This window comes from Aeromonas sp. EERV15, assembly GCF_900079845.1.
GTDB lineage: Bacteria > Pseudomonadota > Gammaproteobacteria > Enterobacterales > Aeromonadaceae > Aeromonas > Aeromonas sobria.
On sequence record NZ_FKKY02000018.1, the window covers coordinates 1 to 26,750 of the forward strand.

Below are 26,750 nucleotides of genomic sequence, written 5' to 3' on the forward strand. Positions count from 1 at the left end.
TGATTATATCGAAATGTTTTACAACCCAATCAGGCGCCATGGTTCCAATGATGGGCTGTCACCGGTAGAGTTTGAAAAGCAGTTCAATGTTCAACAACAGAGTGTCTAGAAAACTAGGGGCGATTCAGATCATGCGAAACATCAGTGTTCCTTTGCATCAGGCCGCTGGAATTGATGTAGTCACTCACGGTCAGTCTCAACATGATCCAGACAGCTATGTGTTGATTCGAGCCTTTGATAGCCCAGAGCATAGGCAACAATCCTTGGATGCCTTTTACCAAAGCGATGTTTGGCGCAAGGGCCCAAGAGAGGAAATCATTAACAGCATTGCTGTTAGCGTTATGTCTGTTGTGTCGATGGAGTCAGCGGCTATCGATGCTCTTCGTCAGACCTTGTATATCGCCAAGCATGACTGCGCATAATCTGTTGTCCTTATGTTGAGGGTTTGTCCCCTGCGATAATGCGCAGCAGCAGGGGACCTCGACAAGCGCAGCAACGTGGGCCGCGAAGCGGCATCGTTCAAGCGCCGGAGAGCCCGTAACATAAGGCGGGTTATGCGCGGTGTGCCTCGCTCGTTCACCATCCACCACTAGGCGTTATTGTCTATCCGACTCAAGTTCTTTGAGAGAAAATAGAGAAGAGGCCTAGATGGCGCGGCCATTTTTCCTGAAATAGAATAAAGCCAGATATAATTTACCTGTTTCAATGGTTTGAGTCCCCCTTTCCCCTCGAGTTTACATCTATACCCACCGTCTCAAGTTGACAGTAAGTAGTTGACACATAAGGGTTTTGTCTTTTAAATATTTTGCGTTCATATTTTGTGCATGTTATTATCCTTTCTGGCTAAAGTGCCAGAAGAAATAACCCTACACTCATACGGATATAATATGACCAATATTGATTTCTATATCTTGAATATCATAAAAAACGCAGTTAAAGCTGACTTTAATGCTGATGATTTTCCTGAAATTGATCAGGATGTTATGCATAGAGCTATGTTAGGTTTGCAAAGTAGGGGGCTATTGAATCTTGTTGATGCTTCTGCTGATGACTATGCATATATAAATGTGAGTATTACCAGTAACGGGTTAAGGTTACTTTCTTCACCCCAATCGTAAGTAATTACTCATTCTGAACTAAGTAATGGGCATCAATGATGCCCGTTCTACCTTACATGGTGAATTTGGTTCAATTTTTAGTAACGGTTACTATAAATGGTGCTATTATTTTCGGTAACAGTTACCAAAAAATAGGTCACACCGTGCGCGATCCCAACGATAACCGTACATCAGATTTACTCCCCAAACCCCGCCGCCGTGGACGCCCCAGCACCGGAACGGCGCTGACCCCAGCCCAAAAACAGGCCAGATACCGGCAGCGCCAGCGGGCCCGCACCGTCACTGTGACGTTTGACAGATCGGCCATCGATGCGCTCGACAGTTACATTCGTGCTCTAGTCGCAGGGTTTGATGCGCCCATCCCCCCAGAACATGCAGCCTCTATCCTGGAGTCGATTCGTTCAGCGACCCTGTCGCAGCTGGCACCGGTGGCAGAATGACCATCTCTAGCCGGGGGGAGTATGAGCAGGCGCTGGCGCTGCTGGAACGACTGCTTGATGTCTACGACGCCAACCGGCAGCTCATCGAGCTGCTGTCCATCGCCATCGAACTCTGGGAGGATCAGGCACCAGAGTTCGCCGAGTTCAACCGCGCGGTCGCAGATAAGGCGGCCCCCTGATTTCAGCCGTCCGCACAGGTGGTCATCTGTGCGACCACCTACGCCGGTCGGCCTGCCCAGCGGCAGAGAGCGCGACCCCGTAGGGGGCGGTTTTGTTGTTGTGTGTTGGGTCGGTCTGGGGGAGGGTGGTTGGGTCGGGTGGGAGTACTGTAATCTCCCACCCAATTCTCACCGTGATAAATTCGATGTCGTTTGAGGCTCTTTTTTGAGCCTGTTTTAGGGTCTGTTTTGACCTGTAAAAATCGGTTGTGTTCCGTCTGACCCTGTGGCAGGATGATCGAGTCCCGTATTTTTATGCGGGGCGGTCAGTTCGAGACACGTTTGTGTCTCACCATCCTTCGGGATGAGACGCCTTCGGGCAATGCACCCTCCGGGGTAATGAAAAAACTGTTGTTGGTCCGGCCTTGGCGCCGAGGCCGGATTTTTTTCATTAGCATTGTCTCGGATAGGCGCATGGACCCCGTATCACAGCCCGTATCACAAAAAAAACCTCTCAGTTCGGCCATCGAAACGGCGCTGGCCGGGTTCGTGACGTTCAACGATTTCGTTGAGCTCAGATTCCGGTTCCTGTTCGACCCACGCTGCTGTGTGGGCTCCTCCGATGCGGTCGAGTCCGACGGCATCGTTAGCCTCTCCACCGAAAAAACTTTTGACGTCGATCTGAGGCAATTGGCCTCGTTGGTGCCTGACCTGCGCCTGTGTGCAGAGGTCACGTTCCAGCCCGACGGGTCAGTGATCACGGACGAACTGAAAACCCCATTCGAATCCATCGAGTCCCATCTCGGGTCGATGGCGATAAAAATTTATCCTCGTGGCAATGCCCGTCTGGGGTTAGACCCCTACGTGTCCGCGAAAATCAATCCGACCAAAATTTCCTACGGTTTCAACGCGTTCAGCGATATTCACACACTCGGTCAGGCCCTCCCGATCGCGATGTCTGCATTTGTCCGTGGCTGCCCGGACCTCGCCGCCCTGGTCGATGTGGTTGGGTGTCAGGTCATGCGCGTCGACTCAACCTCCGGTGTGCACTGCGCCACCGTGGCTGACGTCAGCGCCCTGCTGCGGCGCATCAGTCACGTGCAGATCGGGCACGTCCACGCCGCCGGTTCTACGGGGACCTACGCCGAGCTTGAGCAGAAGATTCTCGCCAAATCCGGCGACACGGTGTACGTCAACCCACGCAGCGAGCACCAGCGCGGGGCAGCCTACCCCAAAGGGCCCGAGGCCCGAGAGGAGGAAAAACGCCTGACTCAGGAGCTCCGTCGCGACCCCGGTAACGCTGCCCTCGCAGCTCGGGTCGAGGCCCTGTCCGACCCCGATTATCAAGCCTACTGCGAGAGATTGCTGCGCCTCGAGGCCCGGACCATGCGCCGCGGGCTGGTCGGTCAGCTCGAACGCCTCGGTATCACCGACTGGGACGGCACCGCCCTCGATCTCATCCGCTGCGAGCGCCAGCTCGCTGATGCCGGTACAAATTTTGTCCACAGCCTCTGGGCACACGTCTGGCGCCCGGTCCTAACCGCACTCTGGGGAGACCCTAGCATGTCACTCTCGAACGAGATCGAACTCGAGCAGAAAATCACCGCCTATTACGAGGAGAATGCCGTTGGCCGTGCCCGCACCATGGGCACGCGCCGCGCCCTCACGCATCTGAGATCGATCATCGATCGCGGCTGGGCAGCCTCCAAAAAATCCCCCCCTGCATCTCAGGCCACCTGGTACAGGACGATCGGCGAGCTCGTCGACGCAGGGATCTCGCTGGCAGCCCTCCAGTCCTGTGACGGGACCGCTGAGAGCCGCCTCGCGGCTGGTGTCGTGGTCTCTCTCCGGTCGGTACTCGAGGTGCAGGCAGTCAGCTCCGCGCCCGCCTGGTTCAAACCTGCCGACCTATCCCGCTGGCTGGACGATCAGGATTTCATGGCTGTGCCGCACCGTCACCGCCGCGCCGTGGGCGACGGTCTGGTCGACTGCATCGGCTCCGACGATGGCCTCTGCTGTCCGGTCGATAATCGCCCCGATACCGATGCCGAAATTTTTGCATTCCTCGACCGCTCGGCCGGTCACGGTCTGGGCTCCCACGCAGGGCTGTTCCCACCCGAGGTCGACTGGGATCGGATCGTCGTCCAGTCAGATGTGGCCGATCTCCGCGTTCCCGCCGTACCCCGCCACCCGCAGTTGCGTCTGGTGTAAGGGATTTTATGACACTAATTTCAGTAACAGTTACCAAAAAGGACTGATCAGATGAATGACAAAACCCAACCCACTGTCGGTGCATCCGGCCTGTATTTGGTCGGTGAAATCGCTGGGGTAAAACAGGACACGTTCCGCAACGGCGATAGCCAGATCATCCGTCACACGGTCGGGGTTCGGGTGACCACCCTCGACGCTTATGGCGGCGAGACTGCCGAGCTCGTCGAGGTCCGTCTGCCGCAGGCCGCCGTCGATGCAGGTCTACCGCGTCAGCTCGAGGGGCTGCGCGGTCAGACTCTCAGTCTGCCAGTCTGGGTGCAGGCCTACACCGGAAAACGTGGGGCAGGGTACGCGTTGATGCTCGACGCAAAACAGCAAATCCTGGGCCTCTGATATGAACACAACAACTGTCACCGGCGTGCTGGCCGGCGTTAAACAGGCTCGGGATTTTTCCGTTATCGTGCGCACAGCGGATGAGGGCGATGTCGCGATCGTCATCCCGCCGCTAGCACTGCAACTTCTGCCCGATCCCGTGGCTCATTTTGAGCGGTTGGTCGGGGAAAAAATGGGTTTTTGCGTCGTGCCGGGGCACGAGATCGATGGGGCCCGCGTGCTGGACACACAGTACCGGGATCCCGAGGCGCAGAGCTGATGGCCCTCATCCCGAACAACCTCGGTCTGGTCCTGCACGCGGTGCTGACCCACGTCGACCACATCGAGCGCAGTACCACTGATGCGGATCCCGCCGTCCTGCTGATCCTGGAGGCAGAGGCTGATCTTTTTGTGGTGCTCTGTCCTGACCATTTTGCCGGTTCCGCTCAGGAGCAGTATCTGATGGGGCTCGTTGGCACCCTCGTAGCACTGCCGGTCATCTCGACGCCAGCGGGGTTGATGCTGGCAGAGGGACGGCTGGCCACAACACCGATTCTGGGGTGCTGACAATGGATCTGCTTCCTGATATTACCCCCGCGCAGGCGGTCGAACTGGTGCAGGCCATCGGCCTGCTCTGGGCCACCGCGTGGGTTCTACGTCAACTGCGGAAAATCATCCGCTAATCAACGCAATGGAGTTTTTATATGGACCTGACCTCAATCACCACCGCGATCACTGGCGCTGTCACCCAGATCACCACCATCGGGCTGGCCTGCCTCAGTGTGTACGTCACGATCAGAACGTTTACCTGGGTACGCGGCGCGTTTAAGTAACAAGAAACTGGGGGCCGCGAGGCCCCCTTCTTTATATCGGAGGCCAACTATGGGGAGTGAATGGTGGCTCTACGTATCAGCACTAATCGGAGCGTTTTGGCTGCTCTATTACTGATCGCACTCACTGCACCGGTGCACGCCGATGTTGTCGAGCTGTTCCCAGGGGCGGGCACCGTTCGGGTTGCCAACGGCACCACCGGCAGGATCGTCGGCGTCACCAGCATCGACAGAACCGCCCGAACCGTCGGCGCTGTTATCGATGCACGGGACAAATTCGGGAACGCCGTCCGGGTTAATCGGGTTCTACGGGTCGTACCTGACGCGCTGGCCAGGTTCGGTCGCACCTGCCTGTCACCTGCGGGGGCTGCTCGCTGTGCGGCGGTCGGCGCCATCACCGCCGCAGCGGCCTACGCCGGGTACGATCTGATCAACGGGTGGCTACAGAGGCCGTCGACCGCTACTGGGGAGTGCCCTCGTGACTGGACTTTTCTACCTGGCCCTGATGGTACGCGCGTCAAAACGCTCCCTGGTCTGCCGTGCATCGAGAAAAAAACCGGCTATTGGGTCCTCAAAACTGCTGGCCCCAGTGGCGCAGCGGACAGCTGGCGCACCCCCGAGATCCCGCCCAGTGTCCAGCGCGGGATCTTCTACACAACCTGGGGCGACCTGAATAGCCCGCAGCCTGGCGACCTGTGGAACTACAAAAGGAACTGGGCCCGCGGGGAACAACAGGTCGAACCGGAAAACGGTGGCGAAATCTCCGATGCAGAATTCGCCGATATGGTTCTGTCCAACCCCGCCGCGTTGCAAATTGCCCCTGGGCTTTACCCGGACATTTTTGAGCCGGTCACCGTCGATGAGACGGCCCCAAACCCGGGCGAGGGGACTAAACCCAACCCGGATCCGGATCCCGAGGCTCAGACAGAACTGGCCTCGATGGCTGATGTGCCCACGGATGTGATCGACGTGCGCCGTTTTTACGACTGGGGCAGCGGCTGGTTACCCCGCCAGTGCCCAGCACCCACAGTGATCCCGATCATGGGGCAGGATTTTTCCATCGACTACACGACCCTGTGCGGGCTGATCGAGAGCGCAGTCGCGCCAGTTCTGCGACTGTTGTCATTGTTCGGTTTTTTGTCGATCGTGATCGTCGGAGTCGGGAGGCCTAGCTGATGTGGGGCGCATTTGGGACACTAATGGCCGGGAATTTTGTGGCCAGAATTCTGCTCGCGCTGGGCGTTGCCGTGGTTTCCTATCAGGGACTCGATGCCATTCTGTCGCTGGCCACCGCGGAAATCCGACAGTTGGTCACCGGTCTGCCTGCAACCGCGCTGGGGCTGATGGGTTTGGCCCGAATTGATTTGTGCATCAACCTGATCCTGTCGGGCTATGCAGCCAGACTGGCCATGGCGGCGCTGACCACAATGCGCGTGAGGTAGCTAGCATATGATCACCCTCATCACCGGCCGCCCAGGAAGCGGCAAAACCCTGCTCGCCGTCGAGATGATCCGCGACAATGCCAATGCAGAACGGATCAGACCGCTTTTTTGCAACATCGACGGCCTCGATTTTGATCGCCTGCGCTGTTTTCCGCTCGATGACCCAACCGCATGGCCACAGCTGCCGTCCGGGGCCATCGTGGTGATAGACGAATGCCAGAAGATCATGCCGCCTCGTCCCAGTGGCGCGAAGGTTCCACCTCATGTCGATTTTTTGAACGAACATCGTCACGCAGGGATCGACCTGATCCTGATGACCCCAGACCCCAAGCTTATCGACGTGCTGGCCCGTAAAACCGTCGGGCGGCACCTGCACGCGTACAGACCATTTGGCATGGAGCACCGGAAGATTTTCGAGTGGAACAGCTGTAATGAGGATCCGGAGCCATCCCAGGGAGAGAAAAACGCACTGATCACCAAAAAACCGTTCGATAAAACGCTGTATGAGCTGTACACCTCCGCTGAGGTTCATACCCACAAATCCCGGCCGCCACTGAAAAAATTTGCACTGCTCATCGGTTCACTGCTGACGGCGGTAACCCTGTTTGCCTGGTCGTTCTGGTCCATCTGGCAGCAGGGGCAGGGCGATACCCCGTCAGAACAGGCAGCCACCGTCACCACCGCCGAACAGGAGGCGGTGTCCGCCGCAGTCTCTAGTGCCGAGCCCAGCCTGCCGCCACCGATCCCGCAGGCGTTTTTCCGTTCCAGAGTAGTGGTGAACGGTCACCCCGAATATCGCGTCGAACTGGGGGAGGGCGGGGGATATGCGAGTCTACATATGTTCGCAGCGTATCGGATCGAGGGCGCCAACGTGCTGCTGCTGGCTCACGCTGGAGATGATGTGGCCCAGTGGGTGATACGTGATGCCGATCTGGCAGGGTATCTGCAACAGGACGAAGACGCGCTGATGGCGAACAGATAGGCGCCGCAGGCGCAGGGCCGTGCGACTGGGCGACGACCGCTAGCGGGCGGCGGACAGGCGGATGGCCGGTCATCAACATAATTACGGTAACAGTTACCAATAATGATGCCGATAACCCCATTTATCGGCATCATTTGTAAAGATTATGTGAGTTTTGACCTCCAACATCTCCATTTTGACCTTCAACATCTCTAACGGAGCAGACGTACAATATGGGAAATTGGAACGATTTCAGCGATTCAACGGATCCCGTTGATCCGACATTTCTGGCCGAACGTGAACCGGTCATAGCCGAGCCCGTTTTTAGGGTCGCAACCCGCGAGGAGCTGCTGGCCAGAGGCTGCGTGCTCAGTTTGGCCGAGTTGAACCTGCCATCATCGCCAGAACTGGACCAGATCATCAGCATCCTGCAAACCCAACGCAGTCCTGTCGCGCTAGCGATCTGGTTCCAGTCGGCCAATGGCTGGCTGGGCAGTGCCAGTCCGGCCGATGTGGTGCGACGGGTCAGCCCAGGGGAAATGTCCGACGTGCTGCATGCCGCACGCCGCGAGGTCGCGCCAATCGATCATGCCTAACAGAGCCATCCAACCCGGTGAGCAGGCTTTAGGGCTGGCCGATGGCACCACCGTTCACCGACAGGCCCCGAACTCGGGCCTCACGTAAACAGCGTCGCCAGAAGTGTCCGCCACTAGGCGCAGCCCATTTCACCAGGTAACGACCGGATAGCCAGCAAATCGCCTCCAGCGGCAGATGCTCCAAATCCTGTTGATGGGTGTACCAAAAGGCCTGCCAGTCGTGGATAACCGCCACCCGGTCGACCAACTGCCAGCGGCAGACCCACAGCGGAACGTCGCCACTCATCAACACCAGTGCACCGGCCAGCGGGAACACATCGAACCACAGCAACTGGTGGTCATCGGGCACACTGATCTCTAGCTGCCGAAAGCGATGGCGCCGCAGTTGTGCCAACAGGTCGACACCGGCAGTTAACGCATCCAGCGAGAGTCGATCCTGTGGGCGACGGCTGTGTTTCATCGAAAAAACCTCCAAAACGTAGAAACCCATCACTGCGCATAATGTATATTATGTTAAATGCGATATCTTGTTTCCTGTTACCACTAATTGAACTGTGTATAATGGCAACAATTGATCCTATCTTCGACCGGATGTCTTAAGTGGCTGAATTAACATCAGAACAATTAAAACCCGCTTTTGCGATTGAACAGTTCTCCATGCTCAGTGAGCTTGAACCTATCCCCTTTGCCGCATTGCAACCCAGAGCCATCTCCGCGGTCAAACGCTTGGCCAGTTTTGATGGTGACTGTCCGGTAATGCTGCTCAACGGTTTTCCAGGTGCAGACTATGAAGGCGTCTGTCAGACCCTTATTGCCGACTCCAATGGCAAAGATGCCGATTTGTTTGATCTCTGCTACACCGAGAATCTGAACAATCCCTTCAAGCCTATCTGGCTGCGGCTGCAACCCGGCACCGGTATCGAGTTCTGCGAAATGGTTGGCGAGCTGCTTAAGCTGATGAGCCTCCATCTTGATGCGGAGCGTCTGGTCACCCGCATCATGCGCAAGCAAAACAATGATCCGAAGATCGATGATTTTCTGTCTGATCTGGCCGCTCACGTAGCCCAGGGTCTGGAATTTCAACACCCAGTGCTGATTAATCTGCTGATCCATCACGAGCAGCAAGAAGCACCGGTGGTTTATGGGCGAGACCTGAACTGGGATACCCTGTTTGGCTCCATCAATTACCAGACCGAGCAAGGCTCTGTGTATGCCAACCAGCACCTGCTGGAGCCCGGCTTGCTGCGCGAAGCCAATGGCGGCTATCTCATTTTGCAACTGGATGAGCTGCTTGATCAGCCCCACCTCTGGTTCAAGCTGAAGAATGCCATGCAAAAAGGCGAGCTGGACTGGAACGCCTATCAGGAAGGGAAAACCCTGACCCCCTTCTTTACCCCTGAAGCGACGCCGATCAAGCTCAAGCTGATCCTGGTGGGTGATCGCCTTGAGGTAGCAGAGTTCCAGATGCTGGATCGTGATATGTCCGAGCGTATCTTCCTGCGCGCCGACCTGGTTTCCGAGGTCAATATCGAGGAAGATCTGCAGGAATTTTTGCAATATCTGGCCGGGTTACGCCTGCGCTGGAACCTGCTGGACTTTACTCCTGCCGCCCTCGCCGCGCTCTGCCGTCATGCCAGCAGACTGTGCGATCATCAGGAGTGGTTGTCCCTCTCCGAAGTGCAACTGGCCGCCATCATGCGGATGTCGGATAGTCTGGCCCGCGAACTGGAGTCCGATGTCGTCACCGATGACCATATTCGGGGGGCCTTGGAAGAGCAGGATTACCGCCTCAACTATCTGGTTGAACAGTCAGATCAGGGGGTCATTGATGGCCAGATCTTGCTGCAAACCGATGGTGAAGAGATTGGCCAGATCAACGGCCTCTCCGTCATTCAGGTCTCCGGCCACCCCTATGATTTCGGTGAGCCGGTACGCCTCACCGCAACCGTGCATCTGGGTGATGGTGATGTGATCGACATCGAGCGAAAAGCGGAACTCGCGGGCCACATTCATGCCAAGGCGATGATGATCATTCAAGGTTATCTCTCCAATATGTTCGGGGCCGAAACCCCTACCCCGCTCTCTGCCAATCTGGTGTTCGAGCAGTCGTATCATGAAATTGATGGCGACAGTGCATCACTGACCGGGCTATGCGCCCTGCTCTCTGCCCTCGCCCGCCAGCCGATTTATCAACAGTTCGCCGTGACCGGTGCCATCGATCAGTTTGGTAATGTCGAGGCCGTTGGTGGCGTCAATGAAAAAATTGAGGGCTTCTTCCGGGTATGCCAGATCCACGGCATAACGGGGAAACAAGGGATTATTTTGCCCGGCACCAACGCTCAGCAGTTGAATCTCTCTGATGAGGTGATTGCCGCTGTGGCGGCGGGCCAGTTCCATATCCACCCGGTTTATCACGTGGAAGAGGCTATCGAATTGCTCACCGGCTGTGTGGCTGGCGAGCCGGATATGCCGGATACCCTGTTTGGCCGGATCCAGGATCGACTGGATGAATTGAATGGCAGCGGCCGAAAAGGCGGCCTCTTGAGCGCCCTGTTGGGCCGACTGCTTGGTCGCTCATAAAGAGATCGGAGTTGTTTAGCGAACAGCTGTAAGCTAAATTGGCGCAGCTTTACTCATTTGAAGGAAATTCAGCGTGACCGTAGACAATAGCACCATGGCAGCTCCCCTTTCTCTGTGCGAACAGGGCAAGAACTCTTTTACCCGTGAAGAGCTGCTGGCTTGTAGCCGTGGTGAGCTGTTTGGTGAGGGCAATAGCCAGTTACCGGCTCCCAACATGTTGATGATGGATCGCATCGTCAAGATCAATGACAACGGCGGCGAGCATGGCAAGGGCGAGATCCTGGCTGAACTCGACATTACACCTGATCTCTGGTTCTTCGATTGCCACTTCCCGGGTGACCCCGTGATGCCTGGTTGCCTTGGTCTGGATGCCATGTGGCAGCTGGTCGGCTTCTTCCTGGGCTGGAAAGGCGGTCCTGGCAAGGGTCGTGCTCTGGGGGTGGGTGAAGTGAAATTCACCGGCCAGATCCTGCCGACTGCCAAGAAAGTGACCTACAAGATCACCTTCAAGCGCGTCATCAACCGCAAATTGGTGATGGGTATCGCTGATGGTGTCGTCGAAGTGGATGGCCGCCCGATCTACAGCGCAACTGACCTGAAAGTTGGCCTGTTTAAAGATACCACCGCATTCTGATCACTATCCTCAGTGGTAAAACCGCAATAACGCAAAGGGGCCTCGATGGCCCCTTTCCTTTTGTAATATGTGATGAAGTATCGATTACTTCATGAAGAGGCCAGAGCCCCGCCCTTCCATGGCATCACGCCAACCACCAAGCCAATGCCCACGGGCATCCAGACATTGATACGGACACGCTTCTTTCTGTTTGCCGACAACGCCAGCCTGATAACCACGAGCACGAGCTCTATCCAGACGGTCCCGTTTCTGTCTCTTCATCATCTACGACCCTCTTCGTGGAACAAAAAAAGCGACCAATTGTTCATCGGTCGCCTTTATCTTTACCCCAGCGAGCAGGTCCGGTCAAACAAAAACATTCACCCTGACAGGGCTATGTGACACAAGACACTGAACTGGATTAAGTTTTAATGACAGGGAACTTAATCCTGATTTTTGAGTCCTTCCAGCTCTTCCCAACGGGCAAAGGCCTGTTCCAGCGCGGCTTCAGCCGCACTACAGGCATCCAGTTTTTGCTGGGTTTGATCGCTTGGCAAGGAGAAGAAGCTGGGCTGGTTGATCTCGCTTTGCAGCGCCTCCAGCTCCCCTTCCAACTGTTCAAGACGAGCAGGTAAACCGTCGAGTTCAAGCTGCAGCTTGTAAGAGAGCTTCTTGCTCTTCTTCGGCGCTTCGTTAACCGTTACCGCAGACTCAGCTGCCTTGCTCTGGGTGCTCTTTAGCTGCTGTTGTGAGCTCTGCAGCTCGCGGGTGGCCATCATATCAGCATAACCACCGACATAATCGCTGATGCGGCCATCCCCTTCAAACAGCCAGCAACCGGTCACGGTATTGTCGATAAAGCGACGATCGTGACTGACCAGCAGCAAGGTGCCGGGATAGTCGGCCAGCAACTCCTCCAGCAATTCCAGGGTTTCTACGTCCAGATCGTTGGTCGGTTCATCGAGGATCAGCAGGTTGCTGGGCTTGAGGAACAGCTTGGCCAGCAGCAGACGGTTCTTCTCACCGCCAGAAAGCGCCTTGACCGGAGTACGGGCCCGCTTGGGCTCGAACAGGAAGTCCTGCAGGTAGCCGAGGATATGACGTGAGCGACCACGCACCATCACCTCCTGCTTGCCCTCCCCCACGTTTTCCATCACTGTCTGCTCAGGATCGAGCTGATCACGATACTGGTCAAAATAAGCCACATCCAGCTTGGTGCCGCCCTTGACCAAGCCACGGCTTGGGTCAAGCTGACCGAGCAGCAACTTGATAAGCGTCGATTTACCACAACCGTTCGGGCCAACCAGCGCAATCTTGTCGCCACGCAGCACTTGCAGATCCAGCCCCTGGAACAGGGTGCAAGCGCCAAAGTCCAGCCCCAGACCTTCGGTTTCAAACACCAGCTTGCCGGAACGACTCACATCGTCCATCTGCAGTTTTGCCTTGCCTTGCAGCTCACGGCGCTGGGAACGCTCCATCCGCATCGCTTCAAGGGCGCGCACCCGACCTTCGTTACGGGTACGGCGGGCCTTGATGCCCTGACGAACCCACACCTCTTCTTGCGCCAGCTTGCGATCGAACTCGGCATTTTTCAGCTCCTCGACCCGCAGCCACTCCTCTTTACCCAGCAAATACTGATCGTAGTTGCCAGGCCAGGAGGTGATCTCGCCGCGATCCAGATCGATGATCCGGGTCGCCAGCTTGTGAATAAACTCCCGGTCGTGGGAGATGAAGACGATAGCGCCACGAAAATCTTTCAGGAACTCTTCCAGCCAGTTGATGGCTTCAATGTCCAGGTGGTTGGTCGGCTCATCCAGCAACAACAAGTCGGGATCGCAAGCCAGTGCGCGGGCCAGGGCAACTTTGCGCAGCCAGCCACCGGAGAGGCTATCAAGGGTCGCGTCAGGATCGAGATTGAGCAGGGTCAGCACCTGGCTGATCCGGGTCTCGAACTGCCAACCGTTCTGATAATCGAGCTGCTCTTGCAACTCGCTCATGATGCGGATGTTGGCATCGCTGGGGTCGTGCGCCAGCTCCATTGAAATGTGGTGGTACTGCTTGAGCAGCTCACCCACCCCCGCCAACCCTTCGGCGGTGTAGTCAAATACGGTCAACTCGCTCGATGCGGGCGGATCCTGCTCAAGGCGGGTCACTTTGAGATCTTGCTGCTGCACCATGCGACCGTCATCAAGGGGCAATTCGCCCGCGATCACTTTCATCAGCGTGGATTTACCTGCCCCGTTGCGGCCAACCAGACAGAGACGCTCGCCGCGCTCAATGCTGAGCTCGGCGTTGTCGAGCAGCGGGAAATCACTGAACGACAGACATGCGCCGTGCAATGTTAAAAGAGCCATGTGTATTCCTTATTTCATATGAAAAAAACGGGCAGCAGACTGAAGGTCTGCCCCCGTTTTATCGTCAATTCAACATCAACCCCGATGCGCAGCCCAGGCCATCAACTCCACCAGCGTAAAAGGCCAGCCGAGTTCGCGGCCCGCCTCGTCACGCAGTACCGGAATGCGCACCCGATAAGCCGCTAGCCACTGCTCATCATCCATGATGTCGCTCTGGCGGGTGGCGGCGGCAAGGCCAGCCTGCTCCACCAGCCCCCAAGCCTGCTCACACAGGTGACAACCGTCGGTGTGAAACAGGGTCAGCATTACGACTCAGCTTGCGCCGGTGCATGGCTGATGATCCAGCAGTTATGGATATGCTGGTTACGTTCGAAATCTTTCGGCCGGGTCTTCTGGGTAATGTTCTGGGCCTTAAGACCTGCGGCTTCAAGCCCGGCCAGATCCATCTTGAAGTGACGCTTATTGTTGGAGAACACCAGGGTGCCATCCGCCGCCAGCAGACGCTTCAGGTGCTGCATCAGCAGCAGGTGATCGCGCTGTACGTCAAAGCTCTCATCCATCCGCTTGGAGTTGGAGAAGGTCGGCGGATCGATAAAGATGAGGTCGTACTGATCATCGGCTTCAGACAACCACTTCAGGCAATCGGCCTGCACGAACTTGTGCTGACGGCCCACCAGCGAGTTGAGACGCATGTTGTCCTGCGCCCAGTTCAGGTAGGTGTGGGACATGTCGATGGTGGTGGTCTCGCTGGCCCCGCCAAGCCCAGCATGCACAGTGGCACTGCCGGTATAGGCGAACAGGTTCAAGAAGCGCTTGCCCTTGGCCATCTGACCCAGCATGCGGCGGGTCTGACGATGGTCGAGGAACAGGCCGGTATCCAGATAGTCGTAGAGGTTGACCCACAGACGGGCGCCGTACTCCTGCACTTCCATCCGGTGCTGCTCTTCGGAGAGCTTCTGATACTGCTGTTTGCCTTCCTGACGCTCGCGCACTTTCAGGATCACCTTCTCGCCGTCCATACCGGTCACCTTGATGGCGGCCTGAACCATGTCGAGCAGACGCTGACGGGTCTTTTGAGCGGGGATATCCTTCGGCGCAGCATACTCCTGAACCACCAGATAATCCTGATAGCGGTCAATGGCGGCGTTGTATTCCGGCAGGTCGGCATCATACAGGCGGTAGCAGTCGATACCTTCCTTAGCAGCCCACTTCTCGAGGGTCTTCAGATTCTTGCGCAGGCGGTTGGCAAAGTCCTGAGCGACCTCTTTTTGGGAAGCCACGGAGTCCAGTGCGATTTGATAGTTACGCAGCTGACACTCAAGGGCGCCGTTGAACAGGCGATATTGCTTGTCGGCACGCAGGCGCAGACAGCTCAAGAGCTCAGGTGAAGCCGACAGGATAGAGACACGCCAGCCCTGGAAACTGCGACGCAGGGCATCGCCGAGGGCCTGATGCACTTCCAGCAGCGCCGGGAATTCGCCAAGACGCTCACCATAAGGCGGGTTGGAGATCAGCATACCGACCTGACGAGCCTCCCCTTCGACGCTCGCCATCGGCAAGGGGTTATCCAGCGCACTGACTTCGGCCTGCTTGAAGGTAATCAAGTGCGCCACACCGGCTGCCTTGGCGTTGTCACGGGCCTTCATCAACACCCGGGCGTCGGTATCACAACCAAACAACTTGGTCTCGCAACGCTGCATACCACGTTTGGCGCGCACTTGCGCTTCCATCATCAGGCTCTGCCACAGCTCGCTATCGTGCTGCAGCCAGCGATCGAAACCGAAGCGCTCGCGGCGCAGGGCCGGCGCCATGTCGGCGGCGATAAAGGCCGCTTCAATCAGCAGAGTACCGGAACCACACATGGGGTCCATCATCGGCTCACCGGCCCAGCCGCTACGGGCTATCATGGCGCAGGCCAGGTTCTCTTTGAGCGGTGCTTCGCCGGTGCCCTGACGATAGAAACGCTGGTGCAACGCCGGGCCTGACAAGTCCAGCGTGATATTGGCCTTGCCTTTGCCCAGGTGCGCCATGATGCGAATATCCGGCGATTTTTTGTCAACGTCCGGACGCACATGGCCACGCTTGGTAAAGCGGTCAACGATGGCATCCTTGATCTTCAGCGCGCCATATTGGGTATTGCGAATAGCGGGGTTGGTACCGGTAAAGTCCACTGCAATGGTGGATGTGCCGGGGAAATGCTCTTCCCAAGGGATGGTGTGAGCGCCCAGATAGAGATCCAGATCGTCGTTCATCTGGAATTCGGACAGCACCAGCACGATGCGGGAGGCAAAACGGCTCCACAGGCAGGCCTTGTAGCCAATCGCCAGTTCGCCTTTGAAGTGGACGCCAGCCACGGTCTCACGGACCTGCTCTGCGCCCAGGGTGGTCAGCTCGTCGGCCAACAGGTTTTCCAGCCCCTTGGGGCAGGTTGCAAAAAATTCTTTCATCACGCTCACGGGGAACCCATAAAAATAGTGCCGCATTATACCCTATATGGCCGCGCTGAGCATGCAAAACTAGGGTAGAAACGATGACAGCCGCGCAATTGAACCCACCCACCCACCGGATGAAATACCCGCTCCTCTCCTCCCATCCCTGCGTTTGTCATCCTTTGACCTCATTTTTAAAAAATCTACATACATCAAGTTATTGGACAACAATTAGGGGGCTAGAAAACTGTCATCCGGATACCCTCTTCGCGTATGAATGAGCATGCACATGACTAAAACCATCCTCGTTGTGGACGATTCTGTCAGCATCAGAGCCACCATCACCATGACATTGCAAAGCGCAGGCTTTGCAGTGATTGAGGCTGATGATGGCAATGCGGCTCTTGGCCAGCTGGAACGCCAGCGTGTACACCTCATTATTTCGGATCTGAACATGCCTGGCATGGATGGCATGACCCTGCTCAGGCAAGTCAAGAAGCAGCCAACGACCCGCTATCTGCCGTTCATCATGCTGACTACCGAGAACTCGCCAGAGATCCGGCAGGAGGGGTTTGACGCGGGGGCGCGCATCTGGCTGACCAAGCCGTTTGAACCACTCAAGCTGATCGATGATGTCTACAAGGTGATGCAACCATGAAACGGGAGCAATGGAGATGAGTTTCGAGCTTGATATTCTGCATGCTCCCCCGACCGCCACGCTGACGGGGGAGCTCACCATCATGACCCTCGGCGAGCTGCAAGACGATCTCTTCAGCCTGCTCAACTTTGCCATCGTCGTGCTGGATATCAGCCAGCTGGAGGCGCTGGATGGCTGTGGTGCCCAGCTACTGGCGCTCTTGCAGCAAGAAGCCAACCAGCAGAACAAGAGTCTGCGGATCCGCACAGGTGAAGAGAGCGTGGCACAACAGGCATTGAGTCAGCTCGGCCTGTTGCCCATGCTGACCTTGGTGAGGGCTCAAGATGGACATCAATAAAGCGCGCGCCCTCTTTTTTGAAGAGGCCTATGAGCAGTGCGACAATCTGGAGCACGCCCTGCTGGACAGAGAGACCTACCCCGCGAACCCGGATACCTACAATCTGATGTTTCGCACCGCCCATACCATCAAGGGATCGGCCAGCATGCTGGGGCTCACCATGCTGGTGCGCTTTGCCCACGCCATGGAGAACATGCTGACGCGGCTGCGCAGCGGTGAGCTCCAGCTCGATGAGCATCTGATCAATCTGCTGCTGGCCTGTAACGATCAGTTGCGCGATCTGCTGCAAGGGGCCGAGCACAACCCCGAGTTGCCGCAAACCGAAACCCAGCAGATCCTGGCGCTGCTCTCCCAGCTGCAGGGCCATCAAAACATGCCCAACCCGCCGGTCTCACTCCCCGTCCAGACCGTTGCTGCCGAGCAAGATATGCGAGCATGGCACCTGTCGCTGCGCTTCTATCCGGCCCTCTATCAGGATGGTTTCGATCTGCTGGCGTTTATCCGCTACCTCGCCAATCTGGGGGATATCGTCTTTATCGAGCCGGTCTGGCATGAGTGGCCACCGCTACAACTGCTTGATCCAACCGAGTGTTTTCTGGGCTACGAGATCACGCTGCGCAGCGCACAATCACCCGAACGCATTCGCAGCACCTTCGATTTTGTCGCGCACGCCAGCATTATCTGCCTGCTCACCCCTCATCAGGATCTGGCCGAATTTGCCAAACAGGGCGCGCGGCTGGCCCAGTGGCGCAATGAACCGCTGGCGGCGCAACTGGCTCGCTGGGAAGCGGCCAATGTCCTGACCCGGACAGAAGCGGATGCCATCGAACAGGGCGTATACGACACAGCGCCCGCCGCCTCATGTGATCCGCGTGATCAGCCCGCCCCCGCCAACCCGCTGAGCGAAGCCGACAATCCACTCCCCCTTCCGCTCAAAGCCGCGCCGCTGCGGGGCGAAGGGCACTACATCCGCATTGAAGCCGCCAAACTGGATCGACTGATCAATCGGGTGGGCGAGCTGGTGATCGCCACCTCGGCCACCACCCTGCAGGCAAAAATGCGGGGGGATGCCGAGCTGGTCGAGTCAGTCGCCACCGTCAACACCCTGGTCGAGGGGATCCGTGATGATGCCCTCACCCTGCGGATGGTGCCCATCAACGAGATCTTCAACCGCTTTCCCCGTCTGGTTCATGAACTGTCCCAACAGACCGGTAAAAACATCAGCCTGCACATCAACAACGCCGATACCGATATCGACAAATCCATGGTCGAGAAGCTGACCGATCCCCTGATGCACCTAGTACGCAACGCCGTCGACCATGGTATAGAGAATGAACAACAGCGCCTGCAGGCGGGTAAACCTGCATCTGGCGTGATCACCCTCAATGCCTACCACGACGCAGGCGCCGTGGTGGTTGAAGTGAGCGATGATGGCCGCGGCATTGATCGGGAGAAGATCCAGGCCAAGGCGCTGTCCCTCGGCATGACACAAGAGGGCAAAGTATTGGGGGAACAGGAGATATTCCAGTTTCTGTTTCAGCCGGGCTTCTCTACGGCCGCCGATGTCAGCGACCTTTCTGGTCGCGGGGTCGGGCTGGATGTGGTCAAACGCAATCTGGAGTCGCTACGCGGAGAAGCCACCATCGAAAGTCGTCTGGGTGTGGGCACCACCTTCCGGCTGAGGTTGCCGTTGACCCTTGCCATCATCGACGGTTTTCGCATCGAGGTGGATCACTCCTCACTGGTGATCCCCCTCGACATGATGATCGAGTGCATCGACCTGCCGCCGGAGGCGCTCGATACCCCCTCACGCCAGATCAATATTCGCGGCGAGTGGGTGCCCTTCATCGTGTTACGCGAACTGTTTGCCCTCCCCCCGGCCAACGAGCCCGCCTTTGTGGTAATGGTCGATTATGCCGACAACCGGGCGGGCATAGTGGTGGATCGGCTGATCGGCGAAGTACAGGCGGTGATCAAACCGCTGGGCGAGCTGTTCAAATCCCTGCGCTATGTCAGCGGTTCCACCATTCTGGGCAACGGTCAGCCCGCCCTTATTCTCGATGTGCCACAGCTGATCGAGCTGGCACGGCGCAGAGAACGGCATTTGCTCCATGAGCAGACCGACACATTGTTCAACATCAGGAACTGATCCCCAACATACTTTTTCAACCGGATTAACGGAGTCAAAACCATGGACTGGTTTCACAACTTGCAAGTCAGAACAAAACTGGTGTTTTCGTTCTCCATCCTGATGGTGCTGCTGGTGATATTGACCCTCACCAGTTACCACTCCACCAAGGCAATGGCTCAGCTGGTCAAGAACATGCATGCCAATCAGCTGGTTCCTATCAGGGATCTGGCCAATGCCAATATGCAAGCGATCTACATGAACCGGGCGCTCTATCGCTATGTGCTGGAGCCGAGTGAAGAGAGCAGAAGAACCAATGCGGGCAACATGTTGCGCTATGAGAAGCAGCTCAACAAGTTGCTGGATGCCTACCGCAAAACCAACCTGACCCAGCCGGAGATCGATGCGTTGGCCCGTTTTGACCAGGCGTGGGCCGTCTATAAAACCTCTGCCGAGACCATCATTCACACCGCGCAAGCTGACATCGTAGACAGCCTCAATAATCAGAGTGCGGCGAAGCTCATGGCAGAACAAGGACGTCCGGCCTTTGATCAGGCGGATGATCTGCTGACCGGACTGGTCAACCTCAATGACAAGTTGGCCAGCCAGTCTCTGGATGAGAGCGAGGTGATCTACCAGAGCAATTTCAGCCTGCTGATCGGTATTTCAAGCTCTGCGTTTGTTATCTGCCTGCTGCTCGCGCTGCTGGTGACTCGCAGTATCTTGCGCCAGCTGGGGGGCGATCCCTCCTATACCGTGCAAGTTGTCTCCCGGGTTGCCAATGGCGATCTCTCCACCCCGGTCAAGCTGCGGGCTGATGACACCTCCAGCCTGCTGTTTGCCATCAAGAGCATGGCCCATCGCCTCTCCGATACCCTCAACGAAGTGGGCGCCATGTCGGAGGCCATCGGTTCGGCCTCGGAACAGGTGGCAGCCACCGCCAACTCCCTCTCCCAAACTGCCTCGGAGCTGGCATCCAGCGTCGAGCAGACCAGCGCCTCGGTTGAAGAGATGGCCGCCACCGTGAGCCAGAACGCCGACAACGCCAAGGTGACCGAGAATATCTCCACCAAGGCGGCCAGCAGTGCCACCGACAGTGGCAAGGCGGTCGGTGAGATGGTGCATGCCATGAAAGAGATCGCCTCCCGCATCACAGTGATCAACGACATCGCCAATAAAACCGACCTGCTGGCCATCAATGCCGCCATCGAAGCGGCGCGGGCCGGTGAGCACGGCAAAGGGTTTGCCACCGTGGCGGCCGAGGTCAGAAAACTGGCTGAACGCTCGCAAAATGCCGCCAAAGAGATTGGCGAGCTGGCGAGCCGTTCGGTCAGCGTGGCCGAACAGGCGGGCACCCTGCTGCGTGAGATGCTGCCCGGCATCGATCAGACCGCCACCCTGGTGCAAGAGATCGCCTCCGCCTCTCGCGAGCAGCGGGCCAGCGTTTCGCAAATCAATATCGCAGTGACCCAGATCAGCGATGGCATGCAGGCCTCTGCCGCCTCCGCCGAGGAGCTGAGCTCCACCTCGGAAGAGCTGAGCTCCACCGCCCTGCAACTGCAGGAGCTGATGCAGCAGTTCACCCTGAGGGGAGGCAACAGTCGTCAGCCACAGCCGTTCCACGGTTCACACTATGTGGCCAAACCCGTGAGCCCGAAAAAGAGCGCCCTGAGCCAGCATCCACACCTGCACCACGACGATGATCTGGAACAAGCAGTGGATGATGGCAAGTTCACCAACTACTAGGAGCCGGCATATGCGCACCAAACTTGCTCCTGAGACCACCACCTCCCACTTCCACTGCGTGACCTTCATGCTAGGGGGGGAGTTATATGGGGTCGATATCAGCTGCATCCGTGAAATCATCGAGTTCGAGGGGATGACCCCGGTGCCCATGATGCCGCGCTTCGTCAGGGGGATCATCAATCTGCGGGGCGCCGTGGTGCCCGTTATCGACCTCTCCATCCGCTTCGGACGGGCCCAGACCGAGCTTAAACCGACCACCTGTGTGGCGATCCTCTCCCTGTCAAACTGCAACGGCGAAGATCAGGAGATCGGCATGCTACTCGATGCCGTGTGTGAAGTGCTGGAGATCGCCACCGACACCATAGAGCCCGCCCCGACCTTTGGCGCCCATATCCGGGGGGATTTCATTCAGGGGGTGGTGACCATCGCCCAGCAGTTCGCCATTTTGCTCGATATGCAAAAAGCCCTCTCCATTGCCGAACTCAGCGCCATGGCGGAGGCGTCCACCAGCCAGCTATTCAATGTCGAGCAAGGGGGATGCTAGTGGCATCACTCGTCACACCGGAACAGGGGCCGCTGCTTAGCCAAAAGGAGTTCGATCTGTTCCGGCGCTTTATTCTGACTACCGCTGGCATCGACCTTGCGCCCTGCAAGCGAGCGTTGGTGCAATCACGGCTGGCCAAACGGCTGCGGGCACTCAACATCAGCAGCTACTACAGCTACTGGGAGCGGATAAATCAGCCCTCGGAAGCCAATGAGCGGCAAATTGCCATCAATCTGCTCTCCACCAACGAAACCTATTTTTTCCGCGAGGCGCAGCACTTCAGCTGGCTGAAACAGTACGCCGAGCAGTTGCAAGCAAGCCGCCACCAGCCACTGCGCATCTGGTCTGCTGCCTGCTCCACCGGCGAGGAGGCTTACTCTGCCGCCATGGTGCTGGCGGAACAACTCGGCATCAATGAACGTTGGCGGATCTACGGGACCGACATCAATACCCGGGTGATCCCCATTGCCCAGCGCGCCATCTATATTGCTGAACGGGCTCGGCACGTCCCCCCCCATTTGTGGCTGCGCTATTTTCAGCGCGGCCATGACGAATACACAGGTAAGATCCGGGTCAGACCGGAGCTGGCCAGAAAGGTCTCGTTCTCCAACCTCAATCTGCTTACCTGCAGTGACTTTGTTGAGCGGGATTTCGACGTGATCTTTTTGCGAAACGTGCTGATCTATTTCAATGAAGCGACCAAGGCGCGCGTGCTATCACAGCTATGCGGCCTGCTCAGGCCCGGTGGCTATCTGCTGGTTGGTCACTCGGAGATCATCCGCCAGCAAGATCTGCCGCTGGAACAGGAAGCCCCTTCTCGCTATCGCTGCCAGGATGCCGTGGCAAAGGATAATGTATGACGATACGGGTATTGATCGTGGACGACTCTGCCCTGGTGCGAGAGGTGCTCACCCAGATGCTGGGCAAATCCCCCGATATAGAGGTGATTGGCGCTGCGTTTGACCCCATTTTTGCCATGCAGCAGATGAAAAAATGCTGGCCGGACGTGATCATTCTCGACATCGAGATGCCAAGGATGGATGGCCTCACCTTTCTCAAGAAGATCATGACCGAACGCCCGACCCCGGTCATCATCTGCTCCTCCCTGACCGAAGCGGGGGCCGCCGTCACCCTGGATGCCCTCTCGGCAGGGGCCATCTCCATCATCACCAAACCGGCTGTCGGCATTAAAAGCTTTCTACAGCAATCGGCCAATGAGCTGATCCAGGAGATCCGGGGCGCGGCCAATGCCAAATTGCGTAACTTGCTCCCGGCCAACCAGCCCGCAGGCTTCGTGCCCGCCCCCAAACGCAGCGCCGATGCCATGCTCTCCCCCCCTGCCGAGCGGATCAAATTCAAAACCACAGAGCGGATCATTGCCGTGGGCACCTCAACCGGAGGCACCCAGGCGCTGGAGTATCTGCTGACCCGATTGCCCACCAGCTGCCCGGGGCTCGCCATCGTCCAGCATATGCCCGCCAAATTTACCGCCTCCTTTGCCGACCGGCTCAATGGTATCTCCCAGTTGGAAGTGAAAGAGGCCGTGACCGGCGATCGCCTGCTGCCCGGGGTCGCGCTGATTGCCCCGGGCGGCAAACATCTGCTGATCCAGCGCAGCGGCGCCCAGTATCTGGCCGAAGTGAAAGACGGACCACCGGTCTCCCGCCACTGCCCGTCGGTGGATGTGCTGTTTCGCTCGGTGGCGGTGAGTGCGGGTCACAATGCGCTCGGGGTCATCATGACCGGCATGGGGGACGATGGTGCCCGTGGTTTGCGGGAACTGCACGACACCGGTGCCCGCACCATTGCCCAGGATGAAGCCAGTTGTGTGGTATTTGGCATGCCCAAAGAGGCGATAGCCCACGGCGGGGTCGATGAAGTGATGTCACTTTCGCAGATAACACAGATGCTCGCGCGTCCGGATTAACAGGGGATTAACTATGTCATTAGCGCAATGGCAGGGCCGCTGTGCCCTGGTGGTCGATGACTCTCGCACCCAGCAATACGAAGTGACTTGCCTGTTGCAGGAGCTGGGCTTTGGCCAGATCCATGTTGCCAGCGATGGCCAGGAAGCCCTCAACAAACTGCTGCAAATCGACCATGTGGATCTGCTACTCACCGACCTCAATATGCCCGGCATGGATGGGGTGGAACTCATCAGCCAGCTGGAAAAACAGACCAACTACCAGATGTTTATCGCGGTCATGAGCGCCGTCGATCGGGATGTACTGGACGTGATCCACTCCATCGCCGATGCCGGCACGCTGGAAGTGATCGGGGTGCTGGCCAAGCCACTGAGGAAAAGTGATTTGTACGGCATACTCCAGCATTGCGATCCCTTGAAACACCGCAAAAGCAACAACTGGATGCAACTCAGCTTTACCGTGGAGGATGTACAGCAGGCACTGGATAATGGCCAGTTGGTCCCCTTTCTGCAGCCCAAGATCGCCATGGTGGACTCCAGTCTCTACGGTTTTGAAGCGCTGGTTCGCTGGCGTCACCCTGAACACGGGGTGCTCCCGCCGCTCTGTTTTGTCCATCATCTGGAACAGGGGCAATTGGCGCTGGACTTTTTCTATCTATTTTTACATGCCACCTGCGAGGCACTGAATAGATTAAGTACCCTGCCTGCTCCCATCAGCTGTTCCATTAATATGCCGGTCACCCTGCTGACCACCGATAAATTGGTCGAGAACATGGTCAATATTGTTCAGGAGCATCAACTGCCCTGCAACGCCATCATTATCGAAGTAACCGAAACCACGGTGATGTCAAATCTGGCCATGTCGTTGGGCACGCTGGCACGGCTGAGATTACGGGGATTTGGCGTCGCCATGGACGATTATGGGACGGGTTACTCCTCCATGAAGCAGTTATCTCGCTGTCCCTTTACCGAGATCAAGATTGATAAAGAGTTTGTCCACGATGCCCATACCAGCCCCAAGAAGTTGGCTATATTGACCTCAGCGATCGTGATGAGCCAAAAACTGGGGCTTAAAACTGTGGCTGAAGGGATTGAGAGCGAAGAGGACTGGCAACAGCTGGCCCTGCTGGGCTGCGAATTGGCACAAGGCTATTACATCAGTCGCCCTCTGCCACTGGACCAAATTGAAAACTGGTTTGCCGAATGGCAAGCCAGATCAACCTCACCAGCCAGACCATATTGAATTTGTCCCCTGACTGGGGGAAATAGTACAAAAGCAGTCGCTTTATCACTGCAAGGAACGCTAACAATTAGCATGAGGCTATCTATGAACAATCTAATCCGTCAGTTTTCCATTAAAGTGCGATTGATAATCTCATTTTTACTGGTGAACCTTATCCTGATCGGGGTGGGGATATATGGCAAACAAAATACAGCCGTCGTCAATGACATGCTCAATAGCATGTATCTCAACAATTTGACGCCCATCAAGGATATTGCCAACGCCAATATGCAGGCGATCTACCATAACCGCTCACTGTTTGATTATGTTATCGAACCCACCCAGGCCGGGATGGACAACATTGGCCGTGAAATAGATGACCACGAGCAAACAATGCAGGCGTTGCTCAATAAATATCGCGCCACCGAGTTGACCGATCCAGAGAAAGCCGCATTGACAGAAGTTGACCGCACCTGGCCCCTCTATAAAGCGGCCGCCAAAAAAGCCATGGCCGCCAGCTATGCCAATGACAACGATACCGCCGTCAAATTGATGAAAGGCGAAGCGGCGGCCAGTTTTCAGATGGTCGACGACATGCTCAGCAAGCTGGTGGATATCAATGAACAACTGGGCACCAAAGCCTATAACGACAGTGATGTGATCGTGGCTGGCCTCACTGCCACGACCTACACCATTCTCACCATTTCCGTCATCTTCTCCCTGCTGCTGGGTTGGCTGCTGAGTAACAGCATCAACCAGCCGCTGGCCAGCATCATGGAAGAGATCAAACAACTGGCTGCCGGTTATCTCACTGCGAAAGATAACTCGGATGGCAATGATGAACTGACCCAGATGCAGCTCTCGATGATCAACGCGCGCCGCAGTCTGCGCGATATCGTCTCCACCATGCAGCATGCCGCCGAAGGGCTCACGGCCAGCTCCTCTCAGCTGGTCGCCGCCGCGCAGCAAGTCAACACCAGTTCCCAGCAACAGTCGCTGGCTACCGCCAATACCGCCGCCTCGGTGGAAGAGTTGACCACCTCGGTCTCCCAGCTCTCCTCCTTCGCCAATCAGGCCAATACCGTGGTCATGGAGTCTGGCGAGATTGCCCACGCAGGGGAAGTGCAGGTCAAGCGCGCCTCCCAAGAGGTGGTGCGGGTAACCGCCGCGGTCAATGACTCCGCCAAGCAAGTTCAGGGACTGTTTGATGACATCACCCGGATCAGCCAGATCTCGGTGATGATCCAGGGGGTTGCCGACCAGACCAACCTGCTGGCGCTGAACGCCGCCATTGAAGCGGCCCGCGCCGGTGACATGGGGCGTGGCTTTGCGGTGGTGGCGGATGAGGTTCGCACCCTGGCCGCCCGTACCACGCAAGCAACCCAGGAGATCAACGAGATGCTGCAGTCGATCCAGCAAGGGGCGACTGGCGCGGTGAAAGGGATGAATACCTGCGCCGACAGCATGGATACCGTGCGGGAGACCACGGATCACTCCAGCAACACCATGGCTCAGGTCGATCAGAGTTCACGCAAGGTGGTCGGACTGATTCAGGAGATCAGCTCCATGCTCCATGAACAGGCCGCAGCCAGCCAGCTGATTGCCCAATCCGTTGAAGAGATCACCCAGATGTCAGTGGAGAACGTGGCAGCGGCCGAGAGCGTCAACCACGATGCCTCCCAGCTCACCGACATCATTCAGCAGCTGGATCAGGGGATCCGCTTCTTCAAGGTCTAAGCAAGCAGACAGACCACAAACCGACAGGTTTGTGGTCTGTTCAATCAGCCTCATCGATTTACGTTCCGTTGGTTCAGGTTCCGTTAATTCAAGTCGCATTGGTTCAAGTAGCATATTCAGTACTTTGGTTTCAATACTCTGGTTTCAGTACTCTCCAGTCTGAAAATTGTGAGTGACAATGGTTGTGGCGGGAATAATATCCCGCCACTTTTTTTTGCTGCATTTATGACGAGGAAGGCACGCTGCTGTGTTGGGAAAATGGTGAGAAATGACAAACTGAGAGAGGATCAACAGAAGGTGCGGGGGCTCTAGCAAACCAGATAAATCACATGGCAATCAAAACGGTAAAC

30 protein-coding genes are annotated in these 26,750 nt (G+C 56.9%); 25 read left to right on the top strand and 5 right to left on the bottom strand.

Features of this window, described 5'->3' with window-relative positions; genetic code table 11:
* The 14 genes from BN4575_RS21840 to BN4575_RS15475 form a co-directional block, all read left to right on the top strand.
* The coding region (locus BN4575_RS21840) for an IS3 family transposase (protein ID WP_141689828.1) at nucleotides 1-109 on the top strand (109 nt) is incomplete at its 5' end.
* A gap of 22 nt (nucleotides 110-131) precedes the next feature.
* Nucleotides 132-422, top strand: coding sequence for an NIPSNAP family protein (locus BN4575_RS21310; protein WP_218060775.1), 291 nt, complete (start codon nucleotides 132-134; stop codon nucleotides 420-422).
* A gap of 465 nt (nucleotides 423-887) precedes the next feature.
* A complete protein-coding gene (locus tag BN4575_RS15425) occupies nucleotides 888-1,118 on the top strand; it encodes a hypothetical protein (RefSeq protein ID WP_068978850.1) in 231 nt (76 codons plus the stop codon).
* A gap of 35 nt (nucleotides 1,119-1,153) precedes the next feature.
* Nucleotides 1,154-1,558, top strand: a complete 405-nt coding sequence (locus BN4575_RS15430; RefSeq protein ID WP_083221061.1) for a hypothetical protein — start codon at nucleotides 1,154-1,156, stop codon at nucleotides 1,556-1,558.
* Nucleotides 1,555-1,737: a hypothetical protein gene (locus BN4575_RS15435; protein WP_068978851.1), complete on the top strand. Its 183-nt coding sequence runs from the start codon at nucleotides 1,555-1,557 to the stop codon at nucleotides 1,735-1,737. The genes BN4575_RS15430 and BN4575_RS15435 overlap by 4 nt, the downstream gene beginning before the upstream one ends.
* 273 nt (nucleotides 1,738-2,010) lie before the next feature.
* A complete protein-coding gene (locus BN4575_RS15440) occupies nucleotides 2,011-3,927 on the top strand; it encodes a phage/plasmid replication protein, II/X family (protein ID WP_083221062.1) in 1,917 nt (638 codons plus the stop codon).
* A gap of 51 nt (nucleotides 3,928-3,978) precedes the next feature.
* The gene (locus tag BN4575_RS15445; protein WP_068978853.1) at nucleotides 3,979-4,320 is read left to right on the top strand and encodes a DNA-binding protein; all 342 of its coding nucleotides are present in this window, start codon (nucleotides 3,979-3,981) and stop codon (nucleotides 4,318-4,320) included.
* 1 nt (nucleotide 4,321) lies between these two features.
* The gene (locus BN4575_RS15450) at nucleotides 4,322-4,579 is read left to right on the top strand and encodes a hypothetical protein (RefSeq protein ID WP_068978854.1); all 258 of its coding nucleotides are present in this window, start codon (nucleotides 4,322-4,324) and stop codon (nucleotides 4,577-4,579) included.
* Nucleotides 4,579-4,866: a hypothetical protein gene (locus tag BN4575_RS15455; RefSeq protein WP_068978855.1), complete on the top strand. Its 288-nt coding sequence runs from the start codon at nucleotides 4,579-4,581 to the stop codon at nucleotides 4,864-4,866. Before BN4575_RS15450 ends, BN4575_RS15455 begins: the two co-directional genes overlap by 1 nt.
* Before the next feature lie 137 nt (nucleotides 4,867-5,003).
* A complete protein-coding gene (locus tag BN4575_RS21315) occupies nucleotides 5,004-5,132 on the top strand; it encodes a major capsid protein (RefSeq protein WP_005333101.1) in 129 nt (42 codons plus the stop codon).
* Between the two features lie 63 nt (nucleotides 5,133-5,195).
* Nucleotides 5,196-6,305, top strand: coding sequence for a hypothetical protein (locus BN4575_RS15460; protein WP_218060776.1), 1,110 nt, complete (start codon nucleotides 5,196-5,198; stop codon nucleotides 6,303-6,305).
* Nucleotides 6,305-6,571: a DUF2523 family protein gene (locus BN4575_RS15465; RefSeq protein WP_068978857.1), complete on the top strand. Its 267-nt coding sequence runs from the start codon at nucleotides 6,305-6,307 to the stop codon at nucleotides 6,569-6,571. Before BN4575_RS15460 ends, BN4575_RS15465 begins: the two co-directional genes overlap by 1 nt.
* Nucleotides 6,572-6,578: 7 nt before the next feature.
* Nucleotides 6,579-7,553: a zonular occludens toxin domain-containing protein gene (locus tag BN4575_RS15470; protein ID WP_068978858.1), complete on the top strand. Its 975-nt coding sequence runs from the start codon at nucleotides 6,579-6,581 to the stop codon at nucleotides 7,551-7,553.
* 212 nt (nucleotides 7,554-7,765) lie between these two features.
* Complete coding sequence (locus BN4575_RS15475; protein WP_068978859.1) at nucleotides 7,766-8,128, top strand: hypothetical protein; 363 nt, start codon at nucleotides 7,766-7,768, stop codon at nucleotides 8,126-8,128.
* A gap of 28 nt (nucleotides 8,129-8,156) precedes the next feature.
* Here the strand turns inward: BN4575_RS15475 and BN4575_RS15480 are convergent, their stop codons facing one another.
* A complete protein-coding gene (locus tag BN4575_RS15480; RefSeq protein ID WP_068978860.1) occupies nucleotides 8,157-8,588 on the bottom strand; it encodes a hypothetical protein in 432 nt (143 codons plus the stop codon).
* Between the two features lie 140 nt (nucleotides 8,589-8,728).
* Between BN4575_RS15480 and BN4575_RS15485 the strand changes: the two genes are divergently transcribed.
* A complete protein-coding gene (locus tag BN4575_RS15485; protein ID WP_042023424.1) occupies nucleotides 8,729-10,708 on the top strand; it encodes a Lon protease family protein in 1,980 nt (659 codons plus the stop codon).
* Nucleotides 10,709-10,802: 94 nt separating this feature from the next.
* Complete coding sequence (fabA, locus tag BN4575_RS15490; RefSeq protein WP_213391080.1) at nucleotides 10,803-11,342, top strand: 3-hydroxyacyl-[acyl-carrier-protein] dehydratase FabA; 540 nt, start codon at nucleotides 10,803-10,805, stop codon at nucleotides 11,340-11,342.
* 84 nt (nucleotides 11,343-11,426) lie between these two features.
* Here fabA and rmf read toward each other — a convergent pair whose 3' ends face one another.
* From rmf to rlmKL, 4 genes are all read right to left on the bottom strand, one after another.
* Entirely contained in the window at nucleotides 11,427-11,603 is a 177-nt protein-coding gene (gene rmf / locus BN4575_RS21320; protein WP_082186839.1) for a ribosome modulation factor, read from the bottom strand.
* A 161-nt stretch (nucleotides 11,604-11,764) separates the two neighbouring features.
* Nucleotides 11,765-13,675 carry an ATP-binding cassette ATPase Uup gene (locus BN4575_RS15500; protein WP_068978861.1) on the bottom strand — a complete coding sequence of 637 codons (1,911 nt, stop codon included), beginning with the start codon at nucleotides 13,673-13,675 and terminating at the stop codon, nucleotides 11,765-11,767.
* A 75-nt stretch (nucleotides 13,676-13,750) separates the two neighbouring features.
* Entirely contained in the window at nucleotides 13,751-13,981 is a 231-nt protein-coding gene (locus BN4575_RS15505; RefSeq protein ID WP_042023414.1) for a glutaredoxin family protein, read from the bottom strand.
* Nucleotides 13,981-16,158: a bifunctional 23S rRNA (guanine(2069)-N(7))-methyltransferase RlmK/23S rRNA (guanine(2445)-N(2))-methyltransferase RlmL gene (gene rlmKL, locus BN4575_RS15510; protein WP_068978862.1), complete on the bottom strand. Its 2,178-nt coding sequence runs from the start codon at nucleotides 16,156-16,158 to the stop codon at nucleotides 13,981-13,983. The genes BN4575_RS15505 and rlmKL overlap by 1 nt, the downstream gene beginning before the upstream one ends.
* Nucleotides 16,159-16,393: 235 nt before the next feature.
* Here rlmKL and BN4575_RS15515 point away from each other — a divergent pair, with 235 nt between their 5' ends.
* From BN4575_RS15515 to BN4575_RS15555, 9 genes are all read left to right on the top strand, one after another.
* Nucleotides 16,394-16,762 carry a response regulator gene (locus BN4575_RS15515; protein WP_068978863.1) on the top strand — a complete coding sequence of 123 codons (369 nt, stop codon included), beginning with the start codon at nucleotides 16,394-16,396 and terminating at the stop codon, nucleotides 16,760-16,762.
* Nucleotides 16,763-16,778: 16 nt separating this feature from the next.
* The gene (locus BN4575_RS15520; RefSeq protein WP_068978930.1) at nucleotides 16,779-17,099 is read left to right on the top strand and encodes an STAS domain-containing protein; all 321 of its coding nucleotides are present in this window, start codon (nucleotides 16,779-16,781) and stop codon (nucleotides 17,097-17,099) included.
* On the top strand, nucleotides 17,086-19,248 hold the full coding sequence (locus tag BN4575_RS15525) for a chemotaxis protein CheA (protein ID WP_068978864.1): 2,163 nt from the start codon (nucleotides 17,086-17,088) through the stop codon (nucleotides 19,246-19,248). The genes BN4575_RS15520 and BN4575_RS15525 overlap by 14 nt, the downstream gene beginning before the upstream one ends.
* A 42-nt stretch (nucleotides 19,249-19,290) precedes the next feature.
* On the top strand, nucleotides 19,291-20,973 hold the full coding sequence (locus BN4575_RS15530) for a methyl-accepting chemotaxis protein (RefSeq protein ID WP_068978865.1): 1,683 nt from the start codon (nucleotides 19,291-19,293) through the stop codon (nucleotides 20,971-20,973).
* Between the two features lie 10 nt (nucleotides 20,974-20,983).
* The gene (locus tag BN4575_RS15535) at nucleotides 20,984-21,517 is read left to right on the top strand and encodes a chemotaxis protein CheW (protein WP_068978866.1); all 534 of its coding nucleotides are present in this window, start codon (nucleotides 20,984-20,986) and stop codon (nucleotides 21,515-21,517) included.
* Nucleotides 21,517-22,377: a CheR family methyltransferase gene (locus tag BN4575_RS15540; RefSeq protein ID WP_256028984.1), complete on the top strand. Its 861-nt coding sequence runs from the start codon at nucleotides 21,517-21,519 to the stop codon at nucleotides 22,375-22,377. The genes BN4575_RS15535 and BN4575_RS15540 overlap by 1 nt, the downstream gene beginning before the upstream one ends.
* Nucleotides 22,374-23,444 (top strand): protein-glutamate methylesterase/protein-glutamine glutaminase, encoded by a 1,071-nt coding sequence (locus BN4575_RS15545; RefSeq protein WP_068978868.1) that lies wholly within the window; start codon nucleotides 22,374-22,376, stop codon nucleotides 23,442-23,444. The genes BN4575_RS15540 and BN4575_RS15545 overlap by 4 nt, the downstream gene beginning before the upstream one ends.
* A 13-nt stretch (nucleotides 23,445-23,457) precedes the next feature.
* Complete coding sequence (locus tag BN4575_RS15550) at nucleotides 23,458-24,684, top strand: EAL domain-containing response regulator (protein WP_068978869.1); 1,227 nt, start codon at nucleotides 23,458-23,460, stop codon at nucleotides 24,682-24,684.
* A gap of 84 nt (nucleotides 24,685-24,768) precedes the next feature.
* The gene (locus BN4575_RS15555; RefSeq protein ID WP_068978870.1) at nucleotides 24,769-26,400 is read left to right on the top strand and encodes a methyl-accepting chemotaxis protein; all 1,632 of its coding nucleotides are present in this window, start codon (nucleotides 24,769-24,771) and stop codon (nucleotides 26,398-26,400) included.
* Nucleotides 26,401-26,750: the final 350 nt, after the last annotated feature.

Coding starts and splice junctions, on each gene's coding strand:
- BN4575_RS21310 (WP_218060775.1), top strand. CDS start 132: ATGCGAAACATCAGTGTTCCTTTGCATCAGGCCGCTGGAATTGATGTA.
- BN4575_RS15425 (WP_068978850.1), top strand. CDS start 888: ATGACCAATATTGATTTCTATATCTTGAATATCATAAAAAACGCAGTT.
- BN4575_RS15430 (WP_083221061.1), top strand. CDS start 1,154: ATGATGCCCGTTCTACCTTACATGGTGAATTTGGTTCAATTTTTAGTA.
- BN4575_RS15435 (WP_068978851.1), top strand. CDS start 1,555: ATGACCATCTCTAGCCGGGGGGAGTATGAGCAGGCGCTGGCGCTGCTG.
- BN4575_RS15440 (WP_083221062.1), top strand. CDS start 2,011: ATGATCGAGTCCCGTATTTTTATGCGGGGCGGTCAGTTCGAGACACGT.
- BN4575_RS15445 (WP_068978853.1), top strand. CDS start 3,979: ATGAATGACAAAACCCAACCCACTGTCGGTGCATCCGGCCTGTATTTG.
- BN4575_RS15450 (WP_068978854.1), top strand. CDS start 4,322: ATGAACACAACAACTGTCACCGGCGTGCTGGCCGGCGTTAAACAGGCT.
- BN4575_RS15455 (WP_068978855.1), top strand. CDS start 4,579: ATGGCCCTCATCCCGAACAACCTCGGTCTGGTCCTGCACGCGGTGCTG.
- BN4575_RS21315 (WP_005333101.1), top strand. CDS start 5,004: ATGGACCTGACCTCAATCACCACCGCGATCACTGGCGCTGTCACCCAG.
- BN4575_RS15465 (WP_068978857.1), top strand. CDS start 6,305: ATGTGGGGCGCATTTGGGACACTAATGGCCGGGAATTTTGTGGCCAGA.
- BN4575_RS15470 (WP_068978858.1), top strand. CDS start 6,579: ATGATCACCCTCATCACCGGCCGCCCAGGAAGCGGCAAAACCCTGCTC.
- BN4575_RS15475 (WP_068978859.1), top strand. CDS start 7,766: ATGGGAAATTGGAACGATTTCAGCGATTCAACGGATCCCGTTGATCCG.
- BN4575_RS15480 (WP_068978860.1), bottom strand. CDS start 8,588: ATGAAACACAGCCGTCGCCCACAGGATCGACTCTCGCTGGATGCGTTA.
- fabA (WP_213391080.1), top strand. CDS start 10,803: ATGGCAGCTCCCCTTTCTCTGTGCGAACAGGGCAAGAACTCTTTTACC.
- rmf (WP_082186839.1), bottom strand. CDS start 11,603: ATGAAGAGACAGAAACGGGACCGTCTGGATAGAGCTCGTGCTCGTGGT.
- BN4575_RS15500 (WP_068978861.1), bottom strand. CDS start 13,675: ATGGCTCTTTTAACATTGCACGGCGCATGTCTGTCGTTCAGTGATTTC.
- BN4575_RS15505 (WP_042023414.1), bottom strand. CDS start 13,981: ATGCTGACCCTGTTTCACACCGACGGTTGTCACCTGTGTGAGCAGGCT.
- rlmKL (WP_068978862.1), bottom strand. CDS start 16,158: ATGCGGCACTATTTTTATGGGTTCCCCGTGAGCGTGATGAAAGAATTT.
- BN4575_RS15515 (WP_068978863.1), top strand. CDS start 16,394: ATGACTAAAACCATCCTCGTTGTGGACGATTCTGTCAGCATCAGAGCC.
- BN4575_RS15520 (WP_068978930.1), top strand. CDS start 16,779: ATGAGTTTCGAGCTTGATATTCTGCATGCTCCCCCGACCGCCACGCTG.
- BN4575_RS15525 (WP_068978864.1), top strand. CDS start 17,086: ATGGACATCAATAAAGCGCGCGCCCTCTTTTTTGAAGAGGCCTATGAG.
- BN4575_RS15530 (WP_068978865.1), top strand. CDS start 19,291: ATGGACTGGTTTCACAACTTGCAAGTCAGAACAAAACTGGTGTTTTCG.
- BN4575_RS15535 (WP_068978866.1), top strand. CDS start 20,984: ATGCGCACCAAACTTGCTCCTGAGACCACCACCTCCCACTTCCACTGC.
- BN4575_RS15545 (WP_068978868.1), top strand. CDS start 22,374: ATGACGATACGGGTATTGATCGTGGACGACTCTGCCCTGGTGCGAGAG.
- BN4575_RS15550 (WP_068978869.1), top strand. CDS start 23,458: ATGTCATTAGCGCAATGGCAGGGCCGCTGTGCCCTGGTGGTCGATGAC.
- BN4575_RS15555 (WP_068978870.1), top strand. CDS start 24,769: ATGAACAATCTAATCCGTCAGTTTTCCATTAAAGTGCGATTGATAATC.